Origin of the sequence: Curtobacterium sp. DN_7.5 (assembly GCF_022655355.1) — a bacterium.
In the GTDB taxonomy this organism is placed as follows: Bacteria; Actinomycetota; Actinomycetes; order Actinomycetales; family Microbacteriaceae; genus Curtobacterium; species Curtobacterium luteum.
Map to the genome: position 1 here is coordinate 1,706,034 of NZ_CP093378.1, position 15,326 is coordinate 1,721,359.

Consider the following 15,326-nt stretch of genomic DNA (forward strand, 5'->3'; position numbering starts at 1 on the left):
CGGAACGAGCGTGATCGCTCCGATTTCTCGCCCGGTCGGACCAGCATGCGACGCACCGTTGCTCGTGCGCAGGGCCGGAAGTCCCACCGACCCGGGGCGCGACGCGCCTGCGGTCAGCGGGTCCGACCGAAGCGAGCTGCGAAGCGGCGCACGTGGTGTGCGGTGTGGTGCGCTCCGAGATCGTTCCGGAACACGTACCGGAACGCGAACGCCTTGAGCCCCTCGACGAGGAGCAGGTAGACGACGGCGATCACGGCGATGACCGCGAGCAGGCTGCCGGGCAGCGGCGCGAAGTCGACGAGCACTCCGATCGGGCTCAGCGGCAGCACGACTCCGAGGGCCGCCGAACCGAGTGCACCGAGGGTGAGCCACCGTCCTGGCCGACTGCGCCAGGACGGAACGCGGTTCGTGCGAACGACGAACACGACCAGCGACTGGGTGAGGAGCGACTCGACGAACCAGACCGTCCGGAACTCCGTCGGGCCGGCGTGCACCACACCGAGGAGGACGGCGAACGTGATGAAGTCGAACAGCGAGCTCACCGGTCCGAAGACGAGCATGAACCGACGGACCGCGCCGACGTCCCAGCGCGCGGGAGACGTGAGCCGTTCGTGATCCACACGGTCCGTCGGGATCGCCAGCTGCCCGAGGTCGTAGATCAGGTTGTTCAGGAGGACCTGCGCGGGCAGCAGCGGGAGGAACGGCAGGAAGCTCGCCGCGACGGCAGCGCTGAGCATGTTGCCGATGTTCGACGAGGTGCCCATCATCACGTACTTGAGGGTGTTGGCGAACACCCGCCGACCGGTCCGGACGGCGGTGGCGACTGCGTCGAGTCGTTTGTCGAGCAGGACGACGTCCGCCGCGTCCCGGGCGACGTCGGTCGCCGAGAGCACCGAGATGCCGACGTCCGCCGCGTGCAGCGCGAGCGCGTCGTTCACGCCGTCGCCGAGGAACGCGACGGTCCTCCCCGCGTCGCGGAGCGCACGCACGACGACCGCCTTGTCCGCGGGGCGGACACGAGCGACGACGCCGGCGTCGAGCACCCGGGAAGCGAGGGCAGCCAGGGTCTGGTCGGCTGCAGCACCGATCTCGCTCCCGAGCAGGGCGGAACCGACGGGGATGCCGACGTCGCGCGCGAGACCGGCGGCGACCACCGGGTCATCGCCGGTCACCACGACGACCTGGACACCGAGGTCACGCAACGCGCCGATGGCGTCCGCGACGCCGGCGCGGGGCGGGTCCTCGAACACGAGGAACCCCTCGAGCACGAACGCACTGCTGACCGCGATCGGGTCCGCGGTCGTCGTCGCTCGGGGCACGGCCGCGGTCGCGACCGCGAGCACCCGGTGACCGGCGGCGAGCAACCGCTGCAAGGTCTCCTGGCCAGCGGGTGCGACGTCGCTGCACCGCGCCAGCACGACGTCCGGAGCGCCCTTGACGACCAGGCGGCGGCTTCCGTCGTGTTCGAGGACCAGCGCCGACGAGGTCATCCGCTCGTGGTCGAACGGCCGGGTGGCGAGGACGACCGGTGAGCCGTCCGGTGCCGCGTTCGCCGCCGACGCGTCGAGGATCTCGCGGTCGAGGACGTCGGCGACCGAGCCGGCCGCACCGTCGGCGCGCACGTCTGGTGGCACGGTAACCCGGGCCACGCCCAGGAGCGTCGAAGCGGGGCGACCACTGGGGTCCAGCGCATCCTGGAAGCGGAGGCCCCCCGACGTGAGCGTGCCGGTCTTGTCGGTGACGAGGACGTCGACACCGCCGAGATCCTCGACGCACACGAGACGCTTCACGAGCACATCCGACCGCTTGAGGAGTCGGGCGCCGGAGGCGAGCGCGGTGCTCACCACGGCGGGGAGCAGCTGCGGCGTCACCCCGACGGCGATCGCCAGCGCGAACAGCACCGTCGTCAGCAGTGGGCGGGAGAACGCGATCCCGGCCACCACGATCAGGACCATCAGCGACACGGCGACCCAGACCAGTAGCATCGAGAAGCGCGCCAGGCCGGCCTGGAACGCTGTCTCGGGCGCACGGGAACGCAGACCAGCAGCGATGCCGCCGAACTCCGTCGCCCTCCCGGTGGCCGTCACCCGCGCATCACCGGAACCGGCGACGACGACTGCGCCCTGGAGCACGGATTCGTCGGTCCGGTGTTCCACGGGACGGGACTCTCCCGTGAGGACGCTCTCGTCGAGTTGGAGATCCTGTGCCGACACGAGTGCTGCGTCCGCGGGCACGACGCTGCCGACCCCGAGGCGCACGAGGTCACCGACGACCACGTCGCGCACGTCGACGGTCGTCCAGACCCCGTCGCGGAGCGCCCGAGCGGTGTGCCGCAACTGGTCGGCCATCGCCGAGGACACCAGCGCGGATCGGTACTCGTTGACCGTACCGAGCCCGACGCTCGTGAGGAGGATGACGGTGATCACGACGGCGTCCTGCACCTGCCCGAGCACTGCGGAGACGACCGCGGTGGCGAGCAGGAGGAGGAGCACGACGTTGCGGAACTGTCCGGCGATCGTGCGCACGAGGCTCGGTGCCGATGTGCCAACGGCGTTCGGCCCGTCCTCGGCGAGCCGCGCCGCCGCGGCTGTTGACGTGAGCCCTTCGGCGAGGTCGGCAGTGGGCGCCGTGGAGGTCGGACCGTTCATCGTCGGCGCGGGTCCGGTGAGCGCAGCGGCGCGATGCACACCGGAGTTCGCGAACCACTGATGAGCTCGTGTGCAGTGGAGCCGAAGAGCCGACCCTCAAGCGTCGACGTGTGATGTCGTCCGAGGACGACAATCGACGCGTCCTCGGCGTACCTGCCAAGGACGTCGGCCGTGTCGCCTTCCTCGACGACAGGTCGGTGTTGCAGTCCGGGGAACCGGGTGTGGAGGAGCCGTTCGGCGTCGATCAGGACCTCCCGTGCGTGCGTTTCGACGAGTTCGGGGCCCTCGAAGGCGCTCAGCGTTCCGACCCGGGCGGATTCGGCGACCTTCCACGAGCGCACCAAACTGAGCCGCCGGTGCTCCCGGACGGCCTGGGACCCGGCGAAGCGGAGCGCGGTGTCACCAGTGGCGTCGTCGACCCCGAGGACGACGTCCCCGTGCGTCGGTCGCCAGTCCTCCGGGACGACGACGGTCGGACCGTTCGCGAGGGTCGGCACGCGTTCGGGCATCCACCCGTCGAGCGCTGTTCGGACGCGGTGCTGGCGCCGGTTACCGATGACGAGCAGGTCCGCGGTCGATGCAGCGTCCGCGAGCATCCGGTCAGGCACCCCTGACAGCCGGAACACTGCGACGTCAACCCGCTGGTGTGCCACGGTCAGGCGCTCTGCGGCGCGGGCGAGCCGTCGGTCGAGGGCCAGTCGGTCACCTCCCCATCCGTTGGTGACGGTGATGAGCTCGACCCGGCTCCCTGGCGTGAGGCGCCGGACGGCCACCCAGTCCACCGCTCGGTCACTCGCCTCGTGTCCGTCGATGCCGACCACCACGTGTTCGGTCCCGACGACGCTGCTGTCGCGCATCACCGCACCTCGGCGTGCAGCTGTTCCGGACGGCGCTCGGACTCCGCGCCCCCACCGGTGTGCGTCGGTTCGGGGACGATGCACACCGGCGCGTGCCCCTCGTGCATCAGGCGTTCACCGACCGACCCCGTGATGAACCCGCCCAGTGCCGTCCGGTGGCGACGCCCGACCACGATCAACGACGCACCCCGGGACGACCGGAGGACCACGTCGCGAGCTTGCCCCTCGACGGCTTCGCCGGTGACGTGGAGCCCTGGCTGCGCGGCACCGACCGCCCGGAGCGCGGCCCGGAGTTCGAGGTCGGCCTCCTTCGACCAGAGGTCTCGGTCCTCCTGGAGGTCGACCGCAGCGTAGGCGTCGACCGCGCTCGGGACCGCCCAGGCGCGCACGAGGGCGAGCTCGTGACGGCCACGGGCCGCTCGGTCGGCGGCCCAGGACAGCGCGGCGGACGCGGACCGCCCGTCGACACCGACGACGACCGGACCGTCGGACCGCTCCCAGTGTTCCGGGACCACCACGACCGGGGTGACGGCGTGCGCGACCACCCGCTCGGCCACGCGTCCCCGCGCCGCGGCGACGAACGTGTGCACCTGGTTGCCGCCGATCACGAGCATGTCGCCGCGCGTGGCGTCCGACACGAGGCGATCCACGGTCGGCCCGCCGGTCACGTCGTGCCGGACGGTGAGCTCGGCATGCGTCGAGCGCAAGCGCTGCTCCGCCGCCTCGAGTCGCTCTTCGGACCGTTCGAGGGCCTCGCCGGTGTACTCGCTCACGGTGACCAGCCGCACGCTGTCCGTCGCAGGGTCGACGGCGTCCGCGATCCAGTCCACGGTCCTCCAGGCGGCAGTCGTGTCGTCGATGGCGACGGTGTAGGCGGTCATGGTCACTCCCTTCGCAGTGGACACCGGTTGCGCCCACCTGCGGCTCCAGCCGCATCCCATCACCGCACGCTAGGTGCGGGCGGACGACGCCGGCAGGGCCGAAGGTCCCGCCCACCGGCGCTCCCTCGCGGCGCCGAGCAAGGACCTCCGACCCTGTCGTGCCGACGGCCAGCCCGCGACACAGCCGCCATGATGACCAGACACCGAACCCAGCCCACCGCCCGCCGTCACGTCCCGCGCTCGGCGGTCGTCCTCGGCATCGTCGTCGCTCTGACAGCCGTCACGGGAGGCGCCGCCGCAGCCGTCACGACGACACAGGACGACCCGTCCAGGATCGGCGCGACGGAGCGCGTGACCGGCCCGCGGTTCCTCAGCGGCACCGACGTCGAGGTCGCCGGGAACGTGGACGGGGACGTGTACGCCGCCGGCCAGAACGTGACCGTGAGTGGGCGGGTCACCGGGGACGTCATCGCGGCCGCACAGACCGTGACCGTCACCGGAGAGGTGGACGGAGACGTCCGGCTCGCAGCTCAGTCCGCCGTGGTCACCGGCACGGTCCGGCGGAGCGCTACCATCGCGGCGTCCAGCATCAGCATCGCGCAGTCGGGGTCGGTCAAGGAGGACCTCGTCGCTGCGGCGAACACGATCTCGGTCGCGGGCGACCTCGGCCGCGACGCGCGACTCAGCGTGGACCGGCTGACCGTCGCCGGGACGATCGGCGGGGACGTCGTCTACGTCAGCGACCACACCGCGCAGATGCGTGCCGACCACGTCGACGGGTCGGTGCAACACGTCCATCCGAACCGGACGCCCTATCGCCCCACCGCCGGCGAGGCGTTCGCGTCCTGGCTGGTCGGCCTGCTGTACGCACTCGTCGCACTGGGCCTGATCACGCTGGCCGCCGGGCTCCTCGTCCCTCGGCAGCTCACCCGGGTGGCCGACCGGCTCCGTGCGGCGCCCTGGAGGGCCGCACTGGTCGGCTTCGTCACAGCAGTCGCCGCTCCGCTCGCCCTGCTCCTCCTGCTCGTGACGGTCATCGGCGCACCCCTGGCCCTGACTGGACTGTTGGTCCTGCTCGTCCTGACCCTCGCGGCGTTCCCGTACGGAGCGTTCATGATCGGACGCCTGATCCTCCGCGGCCGACGCGGGCCGGTCGTCACGGCGCTCCTGGGCGGTGCGGTCCTCGTCGTGGCGCTGCACATCCCCGTCCTCGGAGTCCTCGTGACCGTGGTGACGATCGTCCTCGGACTCGGTGCCCAACTGCTCGACATCGCCGACGCCCGTCCGTGGGACCGTGCCGGACGGAGGACGGACGTGCGCGGTGGTGAGGGGATCCCCGCGACGCCCGGAGGCGCGGGGAGGATCTGACCGGAGCATGGAGACGGCCCGGTGCTGCTCGCACCGGGCCGTTCTGCTCGTCCCTCCGTGCCGTGCCTGCAGGTCAGGTACGGACGGCGTCAGCCCGGTCTGCCCGAAGCGCGTCGGGCGTGAACACGATCCCGCTGAGTTCCTGGACGTCGAAGCGCCAGCGCTGCAGCGGTCCGTCGCGTCCGGCCCGGATGACGAGCGGTTCGGCGCGTCCGACGACGATGACGCTCCAGCCCCCCGTCGGATTTTGGGCGCCCGTCTCGAACACAGCCGTCGTACGCGAACCGAGGTCTCCGAGGCGGGGTCCCTCGAGGTCGAGGCACCCGCTTGCGGGGTCCACGACGACCGCCTCCGCCTGGGACACGGTGCCTCGGACGAGCCGGCCGCTCCGGACGCGTCCGATGAGCGACCAGCACTCCGACGCGACGAGCGTCCGGTCGTCGTGGACCGCGAGGCCCGTGCCGATCATCGCGTTCCAGCCTGCGTGGACTTGTCCTCGGCGACGATCTGCTCGCGCTGGACGGGCGGCATGTCGAACACGATCCGGGCCGGCACCCGACCGGCGAGCACGTCGGCCATCGCCTCGTTCACGTCGGCGAGCGGGCGGCGGACCGACACGACCCGGGTGCGTCCGGCGGCGTGCAGGGCGAAGACCTCAGCGAGGTCCTGCCGGGTCCCGACGATCGACCCGATGATCGAGATCCCCTTGAGGACGGTGTCGAAGATCGGGATGCTCATCGTGCCGTCCGCCGGCAGTGCGACGCAGACGAGGCGTCCTCCCCGCTTCAGGGAGGCGAACGCCTGCTCGAACACGCTGGCGGACGCTGCGAGCACGACGGCGACGTCCGCGCCGCCGAGCTCCTGGATCTGGGCGGCGGCGTCGCCCGAGGACGCATCGACGGCGCGGTCCGCACCGAGGTCGCGGGCGAGCTGGAGCTTGGCCGGTTCGACGTCAACGCCGATGACCTGCGCGCCGAACACCCGTGCGTACTGCAGAGCGAGGTGTCCGAGCCCGCCGACGCCGAAGACCGCGACGGTCTCGGACGGCGTGATCCCGGCGACCTTGAGCGCCTTGTAGGTCGTGACGCCGGCGCAGGTGAGCGGGGCTGCGTCCTCCGGGGCGACGCCGGCGGGGACCGGGACGACGTAGTCCGCGTCGGCGACGGCGAACTGCCCGAAGGCGCCGTCGATTGAGTAGCCGGTGTTCTGCTGCTGTTCGCAGAGGGTCTCGCGGCCTTCCACGCAGTAGCGGCAGTGGCCGCAGGCGTGTCCGAGCCAGGGGAGCGCGACCCGGTCACCGATCTGTCGGTTCGTGACGCCGTCACCGAGCTCCTCGATGATGCCGACGCCCTCGTGGCCGGGGACGAACGGCGGCGTCGACTTGACCGGCCAGTCTCCGCGTGCTGCGTGGATGTCGGTGTGACAGAGGCCGGAGGCCTCGATCCGGACGAGGACCTGTCCGGCGCCGGGTGCGGGGAGCGGCCGGTCCTCGACAACGAGGGGCTGACCGAACTGGTGGACGACTGCTGCCTTCATGGGATGACCTCTCCTCACGGGCGTGCCGGGACCCGGTGTCCCGCGCCAATCGGCGCCCGTGGAGTCACCCTGCCGCGGGCGCTCATCGCACGGCAGGGTCAGAAGTCCCACCGAGCACCGAGGTGGGGAGCGACGTCGACGTGATCTGATCGAGGATGCGCAGGTCGAACGGCGAGGACTCCGCGCAGCAGGACGGCGACAACCAGCTCACCCGGTCGTACCCACCCGACACGAGCCGATCACCGAAGCGGACGCGGAGGACGCGCCCGGGCAACAGTGCCGCCAGCGACCGGACGTAGGCGGCGGACGCTCGGTCCAGGCCGCCCACGAACCCCAGAGTCACCGTTTCCCCCACGATCAGCGCCGCGGCGACGGACACGACGGCGCGCTCGAGCGGGAACCCGGTGTCGACCACGACCTGCGCGGAGCGCAGTGCTCGTCGGCGAGGAACGGACACCGTCCGGAGCAGGTCGGCCATGGCGATCAGGACGCGGTCGCAGCGAACGGCGGGGGAGTTGAAGACTGCCCCATCGGTCCGTTCGAATGGCGTTCGGCCGGCACCCGTGCCCGCCACCGCGAGGTGGCTGATCTCGCTGAGGAGTCCCGCGCGTACGGCTGGTTCGAGCTCGCACCAGGCGCGGCGCGAGGCGGCCGCGGCTCCGGCCGGGGGTGGCTGAGTTGTCGCTCGAGCATCCACGATCGCGCGCTCAGCGCTCGTGTGGGTGCAGTCGATCGGCGGCGCGGAGCGTCGCACCGATGCTGAGCACCGTCTCGACGTCCAGTGGTTTCGTCGGACACAGCTCGATGGTCACGCTCGGAGGGTTCTCGGTCGGGTCCTCGACGGCGCGGTGACGGGGCGGTGCGGAAGCGATCCGGTTCTTCATGCCGACGACGGTTCCATGGCCCGCGAACGAGGGACAGGGACCAAGGTCCGTCCGGAACGGGGGTCACTCGCAGCGATAGTGGTGCGGTCGTCGACGAAGTGCACTCCGCGGCTGCGTGCTGCCGCGGCGTGGACGCGTCGCCGTTCGTCGTCGTCGCCGAGTCGACCCGACAACCGCACGACGTGGTCCCTCGCGGAGATCCTGACAGCGGCGTACGGCGCAGCATCGCGGACAGCACCCTCCACCCTGGCCTGGAGGACCGCGTCCGGTTCGGTCGGATCGCACTCGAGCGGACGCACGACGATACGGTTCCGCACCGGGAGCAACCCGGTGGCGTGTCCGGACGCTATCTCGTGGGCTGTCAGCCGATCGGTGTACGACCCCACATCACCGGTCAGGACGATCTGGTTGCCGCCGACGTCGACGGCCACGTCGAGTGTCGAGGCGTCCAGGGACCGTTCCGAGCGCCAGGAGCGGAGGATCAGGTCGCGGACTCCGAGGTCCACGACCGCGGGTGTCATCGTGCTCACTTGGTTCGTCGTGCTCATGCGGAGATGATCGCGCCCTGACGCGACCGGCGGCAGGGCACAACGTCCTGCCATGTCCACGCGGCGACCAGGCACGGTCTGGAGGCGCGGTGCGGGCCCGCAGCGCGCCTCCAGACCGGCCGTGGTGGCGTCAGACCGTCACCGGTCACGCCGTAGCACCCTCGATGTGGGTGCGGGTAACGCGCTTGCGGAACACCCAGTACATCCAGGCCTGGTAGGCGAGCACGAGCGGGACGAAGACCAGCGCCACCCAGCTCATCACCGTGAGCGTGTACTGCCCGCTCGACGCGTTCCACACGGTCAGGCTGTTCGCCGGGTCGTTCGAGGCGGGCATGACGTCGGGGAAGATCGCCGTGAACATCGCCAGCACGACCGCGGCGATCGTGACCGCCATGAGGGTGAACGCGCGTCCCTCACGGCCCCAGGCGTTGCAGAGCACCGCGAGGACGAGGGCGAGGGCGGCCACCACCGAGAGCACGAGGCTCGCCGGCGTCGCTCGGACGAACGCCATCGCCACCAGGAACGCAGCGCCGACGACGATCGTGAGCACGCCCGCGCGGGTCGCGAGCCGCTTGGCCCGTTCGCGGATCTCCCCCTCGGTCTTCAGCGCGACGAACGCGACGCCGTGGGTGAAGAACACCAGCAGGGTCGCCAGACCGGTCAGCAGCGCGAACGGGTTGAGCAGGTCGAACACCGTGCCGGTGAAGTTGTGGTCGGCGTCCATCGGGATGCCCCGGACGACGTTGCCGAACGCGACGCCCCACAGGAACGCCGGGACGGCGCTGCCGACGACGATCATGAGGTCGAAGCGGCGCTTCCACTCGGGGTGCTTCCGCTGGTGGCGGTACTCGAACGACACCCCGCGGGCGATGAGCGCGGCGAGGATGAGCAGGAGCGCGAGGTAGAAGCCGGAGAACATCGTGGCGTACCACTCCGGGAACGCTGCGAACAGGCAGGCGCCGGCGACGATGACCCAGGTCTCGTTGAGGTCCCAGACCGGGCCGATCGTGTTGATGAGCACGCGGCGGTCGGTGTCGTCCTTGCCGAGGAACGGCAGGGACATGCCGACACCGAAGTCGAACCCGTCGAGGACGAAGTACCCGACGAAGAAGAGTCCGACGATCGCGAACCAGAGAACGGGCAGGTCCATCTCAGTACACCGTCGCGATCGTCTCAGGAGCGTCCTGCGCTGGGTCCTCGGGCGGGGTGAGCTCGTCGGCGCGTTGGGCGGCGCGGCGGAGCAGGCGGAACTCGACGACCGCCAGCGCGCCGTACAACAGGGTGAAGACGACGAGGGAGATGAGGACCTCGACCCCCGTCACGTTCGGGGACACACCAGCGCTCGTCTTCAGCAGCCCGAACACGAGCCACGGCTGGCGGCCCATCTCCGTGAAGATCCAGCCGACGGTCATGGCGGCCATCGGGAGCGGCGCCGACCAGACCGCAATCCGCCACACCCACCGGCGCTGCGGCACCCGTCCGCGGCGGAGCAGCACCAGACCAGCGATCGCGAGCAGGACGGAGACGGCTCCGAAGCCGATCATCCAGCGGAAGGCCCAGTAGGTGACCCAGATGGTGGGGGAGTAGTCGCCGGGTCCGTACACCTGCGTGTACTGCGCCTGGAGCTCGCGGATGCCCTCGACGGTGCCGTGCGTGGTGTGAGTCGACAGGAAGGACAGCAGGTACGGGATGCGGATCGAGAACAGCTCGTGGACTCCGTCCGGGGTGCCGAGCGTGAAGATCGAGAACGACGCGTCCTGGCCGGTGGCCGTGTTGTAGAGCGCCTCGGCTGCAGCCATCTTCATCGGCTGCGTGTCCACCATGACTAGGCCGAGCTGGTCGCCGGTGAGCAGCGTCACGGCCCCGGCGGTGACCATCGTCCAGAGGCCGAACTTGATCGCCGGGAGCATCGTCTCGAGGTGCTGGTTCCGGGCGAGGTGCCAGCCGGCGACCGCGATGACGACGGCCGCGGCGACCATGAACGATGCTGCGATCGTGTGCGGGAACGCTGCGAGTGCGACCTTGTTGGTGACGACCGCCCAGATGTCGGTCAACTCTGCTCGACCGCGGGACGCGTCGAGCCGGAAGCCGACCGGGTGCTGCATGAAGGCGTTCGCGGCGATGATGAAGTAGGCCGACAAGAGCGTCCCGAGTGCGGTGAGCCAGATGCTGGCGAGGTGCACGCCCTTGGGCAGGCGGTCCCAGCCGAAGATCCAGATGCCGATGAACGCTGCCTCGAGGAAGAAGGCGAGGATGCCCTCGAGCGCGAGCGGCGCCCCGAAGACGTCACCGACGAACCGAGAGTACGTCGACCAGTTCATGCCGAACTGGAACTCCTGCACGATGCCCGTCACGACACCCATCGCGAAGTTGATCAGGAAGATGCGTCCGAAGAACCGGGTCAGCTGCAGGTAGTGCGCGCGGCCGGTGCGGACCCAGGCGGTCTGGAACACCGCGACCACGAACACCATGCCGATGGTGATGGGGACGAAGAGGAAGTGGTAGATCGTCGTGAGGCCGAACTGCCACCGGGACAGCACCAGGGTGCTGAGCAAGTCGTTCATGCGGTCGACCCTGCTGCCCTCAACGCTTGGGCGCCAGGGACCTTCGTCCCGCGCACATCACTCACTCGGCTCACCGTCAGCGCAGCGCGGCGACTCCGATTCGGTCTGTCGCTGGGCGCGGTCGCGCGCTTCCCGCTTGAGGCGCTCCCACTCGGCCTCGGGAACGCGGTGATGATGGTCGTCTGCGTGCATGTGCTCCAACCTCGCTCACGATCGCCGAAGACCGCAGAGTCCAAGGTCCCGTCGTGCACGCGGGACCTTCGACCCTGCGCGCGGCACCCAGCGGCGCCGAGGATCGAGTGGTCCGCGACCGTTCGGCCACGGACGGGGAGCGAGGAAGACGCATGAGCGACATGACCACGACGATCACCAGAACGCCCACCGGATCGGAGGCAGCAGCATTCCGGCGCGGTTCCGGCAGATCGGTGGACGACCGGGTGCTCGATCAGCTGCACACGTGGTGGCGGACGGCGAACTACCTGTCCGTGGGCCAGATCTACCTGCTCGACAACCCGCTGCTCCGCCGCCCGCTCACTCGTGACGACGTCAAGCCGCGCCTCCTCGGACACTGGGGCACCACTCCAGGTCTCAACTTCGTGTACGCCCACCTCAACCGGGTCATCCAGGAGCGTGACCTCAACACGCTGTACGTCACGGGTCCGGGACACGGCGGCCCCGGCATGGTCGCCAACGCGTACCTGGACGGAACCTACAGCGAGGTCTACCCGGGGATCTCGCAGACCGAGGACGGCGTCCGGAAGCTCTTCCGGCAGTTCTCCTTCCCCGGCGGCATCCCCTCCCACGCAGCACCGGAGACCCCGGGCTCGATCCACGAGGGCGGAGAACTCGGCTACGCACTGTCCCACGCGTACGGCGCCGCCTTCGACAATCCCGGGCTGCTCGTCGCCGCGGTCGTCGGCGACGGCGAGGCCGAGACCGGGCCGCTCGCCACGAGCTGGCACTCCAACAAGTTCATGGACCCCCTGCACGACGGGGTCGTCCTGCCGATCCTGCACCTCAACGGGTACAAGATCGCCAACCCCACGGTCCTCGCCCGCATCCCGGAGGACGAGCTCCTCGCCCTGATGCGCGGCTACGGCCACACGCCGTACGTCGTCTCCGGCGGCTTCGACGGCGAGGACCCCCGCGCCGTGCACGCCCGCATGGCCGCGACGCTCGACCGGGTCCTCGACCACATCGCCGACATCAAGGAACAGGCCGGCGCGGGCACGCTCGACGGTCGACCGGCCTGGCCGATGATCATCCTCCGGACGCCGAAGGGCTGGACGTGCCCGCCGGAGATCGACGGCAAGCCAGCCGAGGGCAACTGGCGCGCCCACCAGGTGCCGCTCGCGAACGCCCGCGACACCGAGGAGCACCTCCACGTGCTCGAGGGCTGGCTCCGTTCCTACCGTCCCGAGGAGCTGTTCGATGATGCGGGCGCGCCCGTGGCGCTCGCGACCGCACTCGCACCCGAGGGGGACCGCAGGATGAGCGCGAACCCGGTCGCGAACGGCGGCCTGCTCAAGCGGGACCTCGTGCTCCCCGACTTCCGCGACCACGCGGTCGAGGTGCCCACGCACGGCGGCTCGGTCAACGAGTCCACGCGGGTGCTCGGCGAGTGGCTGGCCGAGGTCGTGCGCCTGAACCCGGACAGCTTCCGGATCTTCGGCCCGGACGAGACAGCGTCGAACCGCCTGAGTGCCGTGCTCGAGGTCACCGACAAGCAGTGGGACGCCGAGTACCTCCCGTCGGACGAGCACCTCGCCCGAGCCGGGCGCGTCATGGAGATGCTCAGCGAGCACCAGTGCCAGGGCTGGCTCGAGGGGTACCTGCTGACGGGGCGGCACGGCCTCTTCACCAGCTACGAAGCGTTCATCCACATCGTCGACTCGATGCTCAACCAACACGCCAAGTGGCTGAAGGTCAGCAAGACGATCCCGTGGCGTCGCCCGATCGCCTCCCTCAACTACCTGCTCTCGTCGCACGTCTGGCGGCAGGACCACAACGGGCTCTCGCACCAGGACCCCGGGTTCATCGACCACGTCGTCAACAAGAAGCCCGACGTGGTCCGCGTCTACCTGCCCTTCGACGCGAACACGCTGCTCTCGACCTACGACCACTGCCTGCGCTCCGTCGACTACGTCAACGTCGTCGTCGCCGGAAAACAGCCCACGTTCAACTGGTTGTCGATGGACGAAGCCATCGCCCACATGACCCGCGGGCTCGGGATCTTCGAGTGGGCGGGCAACGAGCTTCCCGGCGAGGAACCCGACGTGGTGCTCGCCTGCGCCGGGGACGTGCCGACGCTCGAGACCTTGGCGGCCGTGTCGATCCTGCAGGACGAGGTACCGGACCTGCGCGTCCGCGTCGTGAACGTCGTCGACCTGATGCGCCTGGTGTCCGAGGGGGAGCACCCGCACGGGCTGTCCGATGCGGAGTACGACGCGGTCTTCACCACCGACAAGCCCGTCGTCTTCGCTTACCACGGGTACCCCTGGCTCATCCACCGGTTGACCTACCGCCGTCACGGCCACGCGAACCTGCACGTGCGCGGCTACAAGGAGGAGGGCACGACCACGACGCCGTTCGACATGGTGATGCTCAACGACATGGACCGGTTCCACCTCGTGATCGACGTGCTCGATCGCGTCCCCGGTCTCGGGTCCCGCTACGCCGGACTCCGCCAACGGATGCAGGACGCCCGGGTCGCTGCGAGGGCCTACACGCGGGCCCACGGCGAAGACGCGCCGGACGTCGCCGACTGGACGTGGACCGACGGTGACACCGCGACGCACGACGCCACGTCGGTGCGATCCGCCAACGTCGGCGTCGGCGCGGCCGCCGCCGCGTCCGCCGCTACGGGTGGGGACAACGAATGACCATCCACCAGCACAACGAGGAGACAACGACCATGAAGGCAGCCCGATACCACGACCGCGGTGACATCCGCATCGAGGACGTCCCGGCACCGGAAGCCACCCCGGGCACCGTGCTCATCGATGTCGCCTGGTGCGGCATCTGCGGTACCGACCTGCACGAGTACCTCGACGGACCGATCTTCGTCCCGCCGGCCGGACATCCGCACCCGATCTCGGGGGAGGCCGCTCCCGTCACGCTCGGCCACGAGATGTCCGGCACGGTCGTGGCCCTCGGCGAGGGCGTCACCGACCTCGCCGTCGGGGACCACGTGGTGGTCGAGCCGTACATCATCCGCGATGACGTCCCGTCCGACCCGGGCACCGAGTACCAGCTCTCGCCGGACATGAACTTCATCGGGCTCGCCGGCCGCGGTGGAGGCCTGTCAGAGCGCATCGCGGTCGAGCGCCGATGGGTGCACCCGGTGGGAGACCTTCCGCTCGACGAAGCGGCCCTCATCGAACCGCTGTCCGTCGGACATCACGCCTTCGTGCGCAGCGGGGCCGGGGCCGGGGACGTCGCGCTCGTCGGCGGTGGCGGCCCGATCGGTCTGCTCACCGCAGCCATCTGCAAGGCGGCGGGCCTGACGGTCGTGCTCAGCGAGGTCAGCTCCGCTCGCAAGGCCATGGCGCTCCGGACCGGGGTCGCCGACCACGTGCTCGACCCGACCGAGGTCGACGTACCGTCTGAAGTCCGTGCCCTGACTGGCGGTCGCGGGGCCGACGTCGGATTCGAGTGCGCCGGGGTCGACGTCGTGCTCGACACCCTCCTCGACGCAGTGCGTCCAGGCGCAGCGATCGTGAACGTCTCGATCTGGGGCCACCGGCCCGTCGTCGACCTCGAGAAGCTCGTCGTCAAGGAGATCGACCTCCGCGGCACCATCGCGTACGCGAACGACCACGCTGCGACGATCGAACTCGTACGGTCCGGCAAACTCGACCTCGCACCGTTCATAACCGGTCGGATCGCGCTTGACGACCTCATCGAGCAGGGCTTCGACCAGCTGATCCACCACAACGAGGACCACGTCAAGATCCTCGTGCGCCCCTGACTCCCACCAAGGACCAGAGGAGGGGCCCGCCGGTCGATGACCGGCGGGCCCCTCTTCGTCCGCCCTCCCG

Annotated in this window: 12 protein-coding genes; 3 read left to right on the forward strand and 9 right to left on the reverse strand. The window is 70.2% G+C overall.

All coding sequences use genetic code 11. The annotated features are described in order from the left end of the window. Window positions 1-113: 113 nt before the first annotated feature. From MON03_RS07935 to MON03_RS07945, 3 genes are read right to left on the reverse strand one after another with little or no spacing between them, the layout of a single operon-like run. Window positions 114-2,648: a cation-translocating P-type ATPase gene (locus MON03_RS07935; RefSeq protein ID WP_141861482.1), complete on the reverse strand. Its 2,535-nt coding sequence runs from the start codon at window positions 2,646-2,648 to the stop codon at window positions 114-116. Beyond that, window positions 2,645-3,505: a universal stress protein gene (locus MON03_RS07940; RefSeq protein ID WP_242091348.1), complete on the reverse strand. Its 861-nt coding sequence runs from the start codon at window positions 3,503-3,505 to the stop codon at window positions 2,645-2,647. The genes MON03_RS07935 and MON03_RS07940 overlap by 4 nt, the downstream gene beginning before the upstream one ends. Next, complete coding sequence (locus tag MON03_RS07945; RefSeq protein WP_167510066.1) at window positions 3,505-4,386, reverse strand: universal stress protein; 882 nt, start codon at window positions 4,384-4,386, stop codon at window positions 3,505-3,507. The genes MON03_RS07940 and MON03_RS07945 overlap by 1 nt, the downstream gene beginning before the upstream one ends. Before the next feature lie 189 nt (window positions 4,387-4,575). Here MON03_RS07945 and MON03_RS07950 point away from each other — a divergent pair, with 189 nt between their 5' ends. Further along, the gene (locus MON03_RS07950) at window positions 4,576-5,754 is read left to right on the forward strand and encodes a polymer-forming cytoskeletal protein (protein ID WP_242091349.1); all 1,179 of its coding nucleotides are present in this window, start codon (window positions 4,576-4,578) and stop codon (window positions 5,752-5,754) included. A gap of 73 nt (window positions 5,755-5,827) precedes the next feature. Here the strand turns inward: MON03_RS07950 and MON03_RS07955 are convergent, their stop codons facing one another. The 6 genes from MON03_RS07955 to MON03_RS07980 form a co-directional block, all read right to left on the reverse strand. Next, a complete protein-coding gene (locus MON03_RS07955; protein ID WP_242091350.1) occupies window positions 5,828-6,223 on the reverse strand; it encodes a hypothetical protein in 396 nt (131 codons plus the stop codon). Then, window positions 6,220-7,290: an alcohol dehydrogenase AdhP gene (gene adhP / locus MON03_RS07960; protein WP_242091351.1), complete on the reverse strand. Its 1,071-nt coding sequence runs from the start codon at window positions 7,288-7,290 to the stop codon at window positions 6,220-6,222. Before adhP ends, MON03_RS07955 begins: the two co-directional genes overlap by 4 nt. An 82-nt stretch (window positions 7,291-7,372) precedes the next feature. Further along, window positions 7,373-7,768, reverse strand: a complete 396-nt coding sequence (locus MON03_RS07965) for a hypothetical protein (protein ID WP_242091352.1) — start codon at window positions 7,766-7,768, stop codon at window positions 7,373-7,375. A gap of 402 nt (window positions 7,769-8,170) precedes the next feature. After that, window positions 8,171-8,722 (reverse strand): BON domain-containing protein, encoded by a 552-nt coding sequence (locus tag MON03_RS07970; protein WP_167510068.1) that lies wholly within the window; start codon window positions 8,720-8,722, stop codon window positions 8,171-8,173. A 145-nt stretch (window positions 8,723-8,867) separates the two neighbouring features. Then, the gene (cydB, locus tag MON03_RS07975) at window positions 8,868-9,872 is read right to left on the reverse strand and encodes a cytochrome d ubiquinol oxidase subunit II (RefSeq protein WP_242091353.1); all 1,005 of its coding nucleotides are present in this window, start codon (window positions 9,870-9,872) and stop codon (window positions 8,868-8,870) included. A 1-nt stretch (window position 9,873) separates the two neighbouring features. Next, a complete protein-coding gene (locus MON03_RS07980) occupies window positions 9,874-11,286 on the reverse strand; it encodes a cytochrome ubiquinol oxidase subunit I (protein WP_022904001.1) in 1,413 nt (470 codons plus the stop codon). 353 nt (window positions 11,287-11,639) lie between these two features. Between MON03_RS07980 and MON03_RS07985 the strand changes: the two genes are divergently transcribed. Continuing rightward, complete coding sequence (locus tag MON03_RS07985; RefSeq protein WP_502798698.1) at window positions 11,640-14,168, forward strand: phosphoketolase family protein; 2,529 nt, start codon at window positions 11,640-11,642, stop codon at window positions 14,166-14,168. 32 nt (window positions 14,169-14,200) lie between these two features. Continuing rightward, window positions 14,201-15,256, forward strand: a complete 1,056-nt coding sequence (locus MON03_RS07990) for a 2,3-butanediol dehydrogenase (RefSeq protein ID WP_242091355.1) — start codon at window positions 14,201-14,203, stop codon at window positions 15,254-15,256. Window positions 15,257-15,326 lie beyond the last annotated feature (70 nt).

Bases quoted from the DNA above. Each gene is read 5' to 3' on its own strand.
- MON03_RS07955 (WP_242091350.1), bottom strand. From the start codon at position 6,223: ATGATCGGCACGGGCCTCGCGGTCCACGACGACCGGACGCTCGTCGCG.
- adhP (WP_242091351.1), bottom strand. From the start codon at position 7,290: ATGAAGGCAGCAGTCGTCCACCAGTTCGGTCAGCCCCTCGTTGTCGAG.
- MON03_RS07990 (WP_242091355.1), top strand. From the start codon at position 14,201: ATGAAGGCAGCCCGATACCACGACCGCGGTGACATCCGCATCGAGGAC.
- MON03_RS07965 (WP_242091352.1), bottom strand. From the start codon at position 7,768: ATGGCCGACCTGCTCCGGACGGTGTCCGTTCCTCGCCGACGAGCACTG.
- cydB (WP_242091353.1), bottom strand. From the start codon at position 9,872: ATGGACCTGCCCGTTCTCTGGTTCGCGATCGTCGGACTCTTCTTCGTC.
- MON03_RS07935 (WP_141861482.1), bottom strand. From the start codon at position 2,648: ATGAACGGTCCGACCTCCACGGCGCCCACTGCCGACCTCGCCGAAGGG.
- MON03_RS07950 (WP_242091349.1), top strand. From the start codon at position 4,576: ATGATGACCAGACACCGAACCCAGCCCACCGCCCGCCGTCACGTCCCG.
- MON03_RS07970 (WP_167510068.1), bottom strand. From the start codon at position 8,722: ATGAGCACGACGAACCAAGTGAGCACGATGACACCCGCGGTCGTGGAC.
- MON03_RS07945 (WP_167510066.1), bottom strand. From the start codon at position 4,386: ATGACCGCCTACACCGTCGCCATCGACGACACGACTGCCGCCTGGAGG.
- MON03_RS07940 (WP_242091348.1), bottom strand. From the start codon at position 3,505: ATGCGCGACAGCAGCGTCGTCGGGACCGAACACGTGGTGGTCGGCATC.
- MON03_RS07985 (WP_502798698.1), top strand. From the start codon at position 11,640: ATGACCACGACGATCACCAGAACGCCCACCGGATCGGAGGCAGCAGCA.
- MON03_RS07980 (WP_022904001.1), bottom strand. From the start codon at position 11,286: ATGAACGACTTGCTCAGCACCCTGGTGCTGTCCCGGTGGCAGTTCGGC.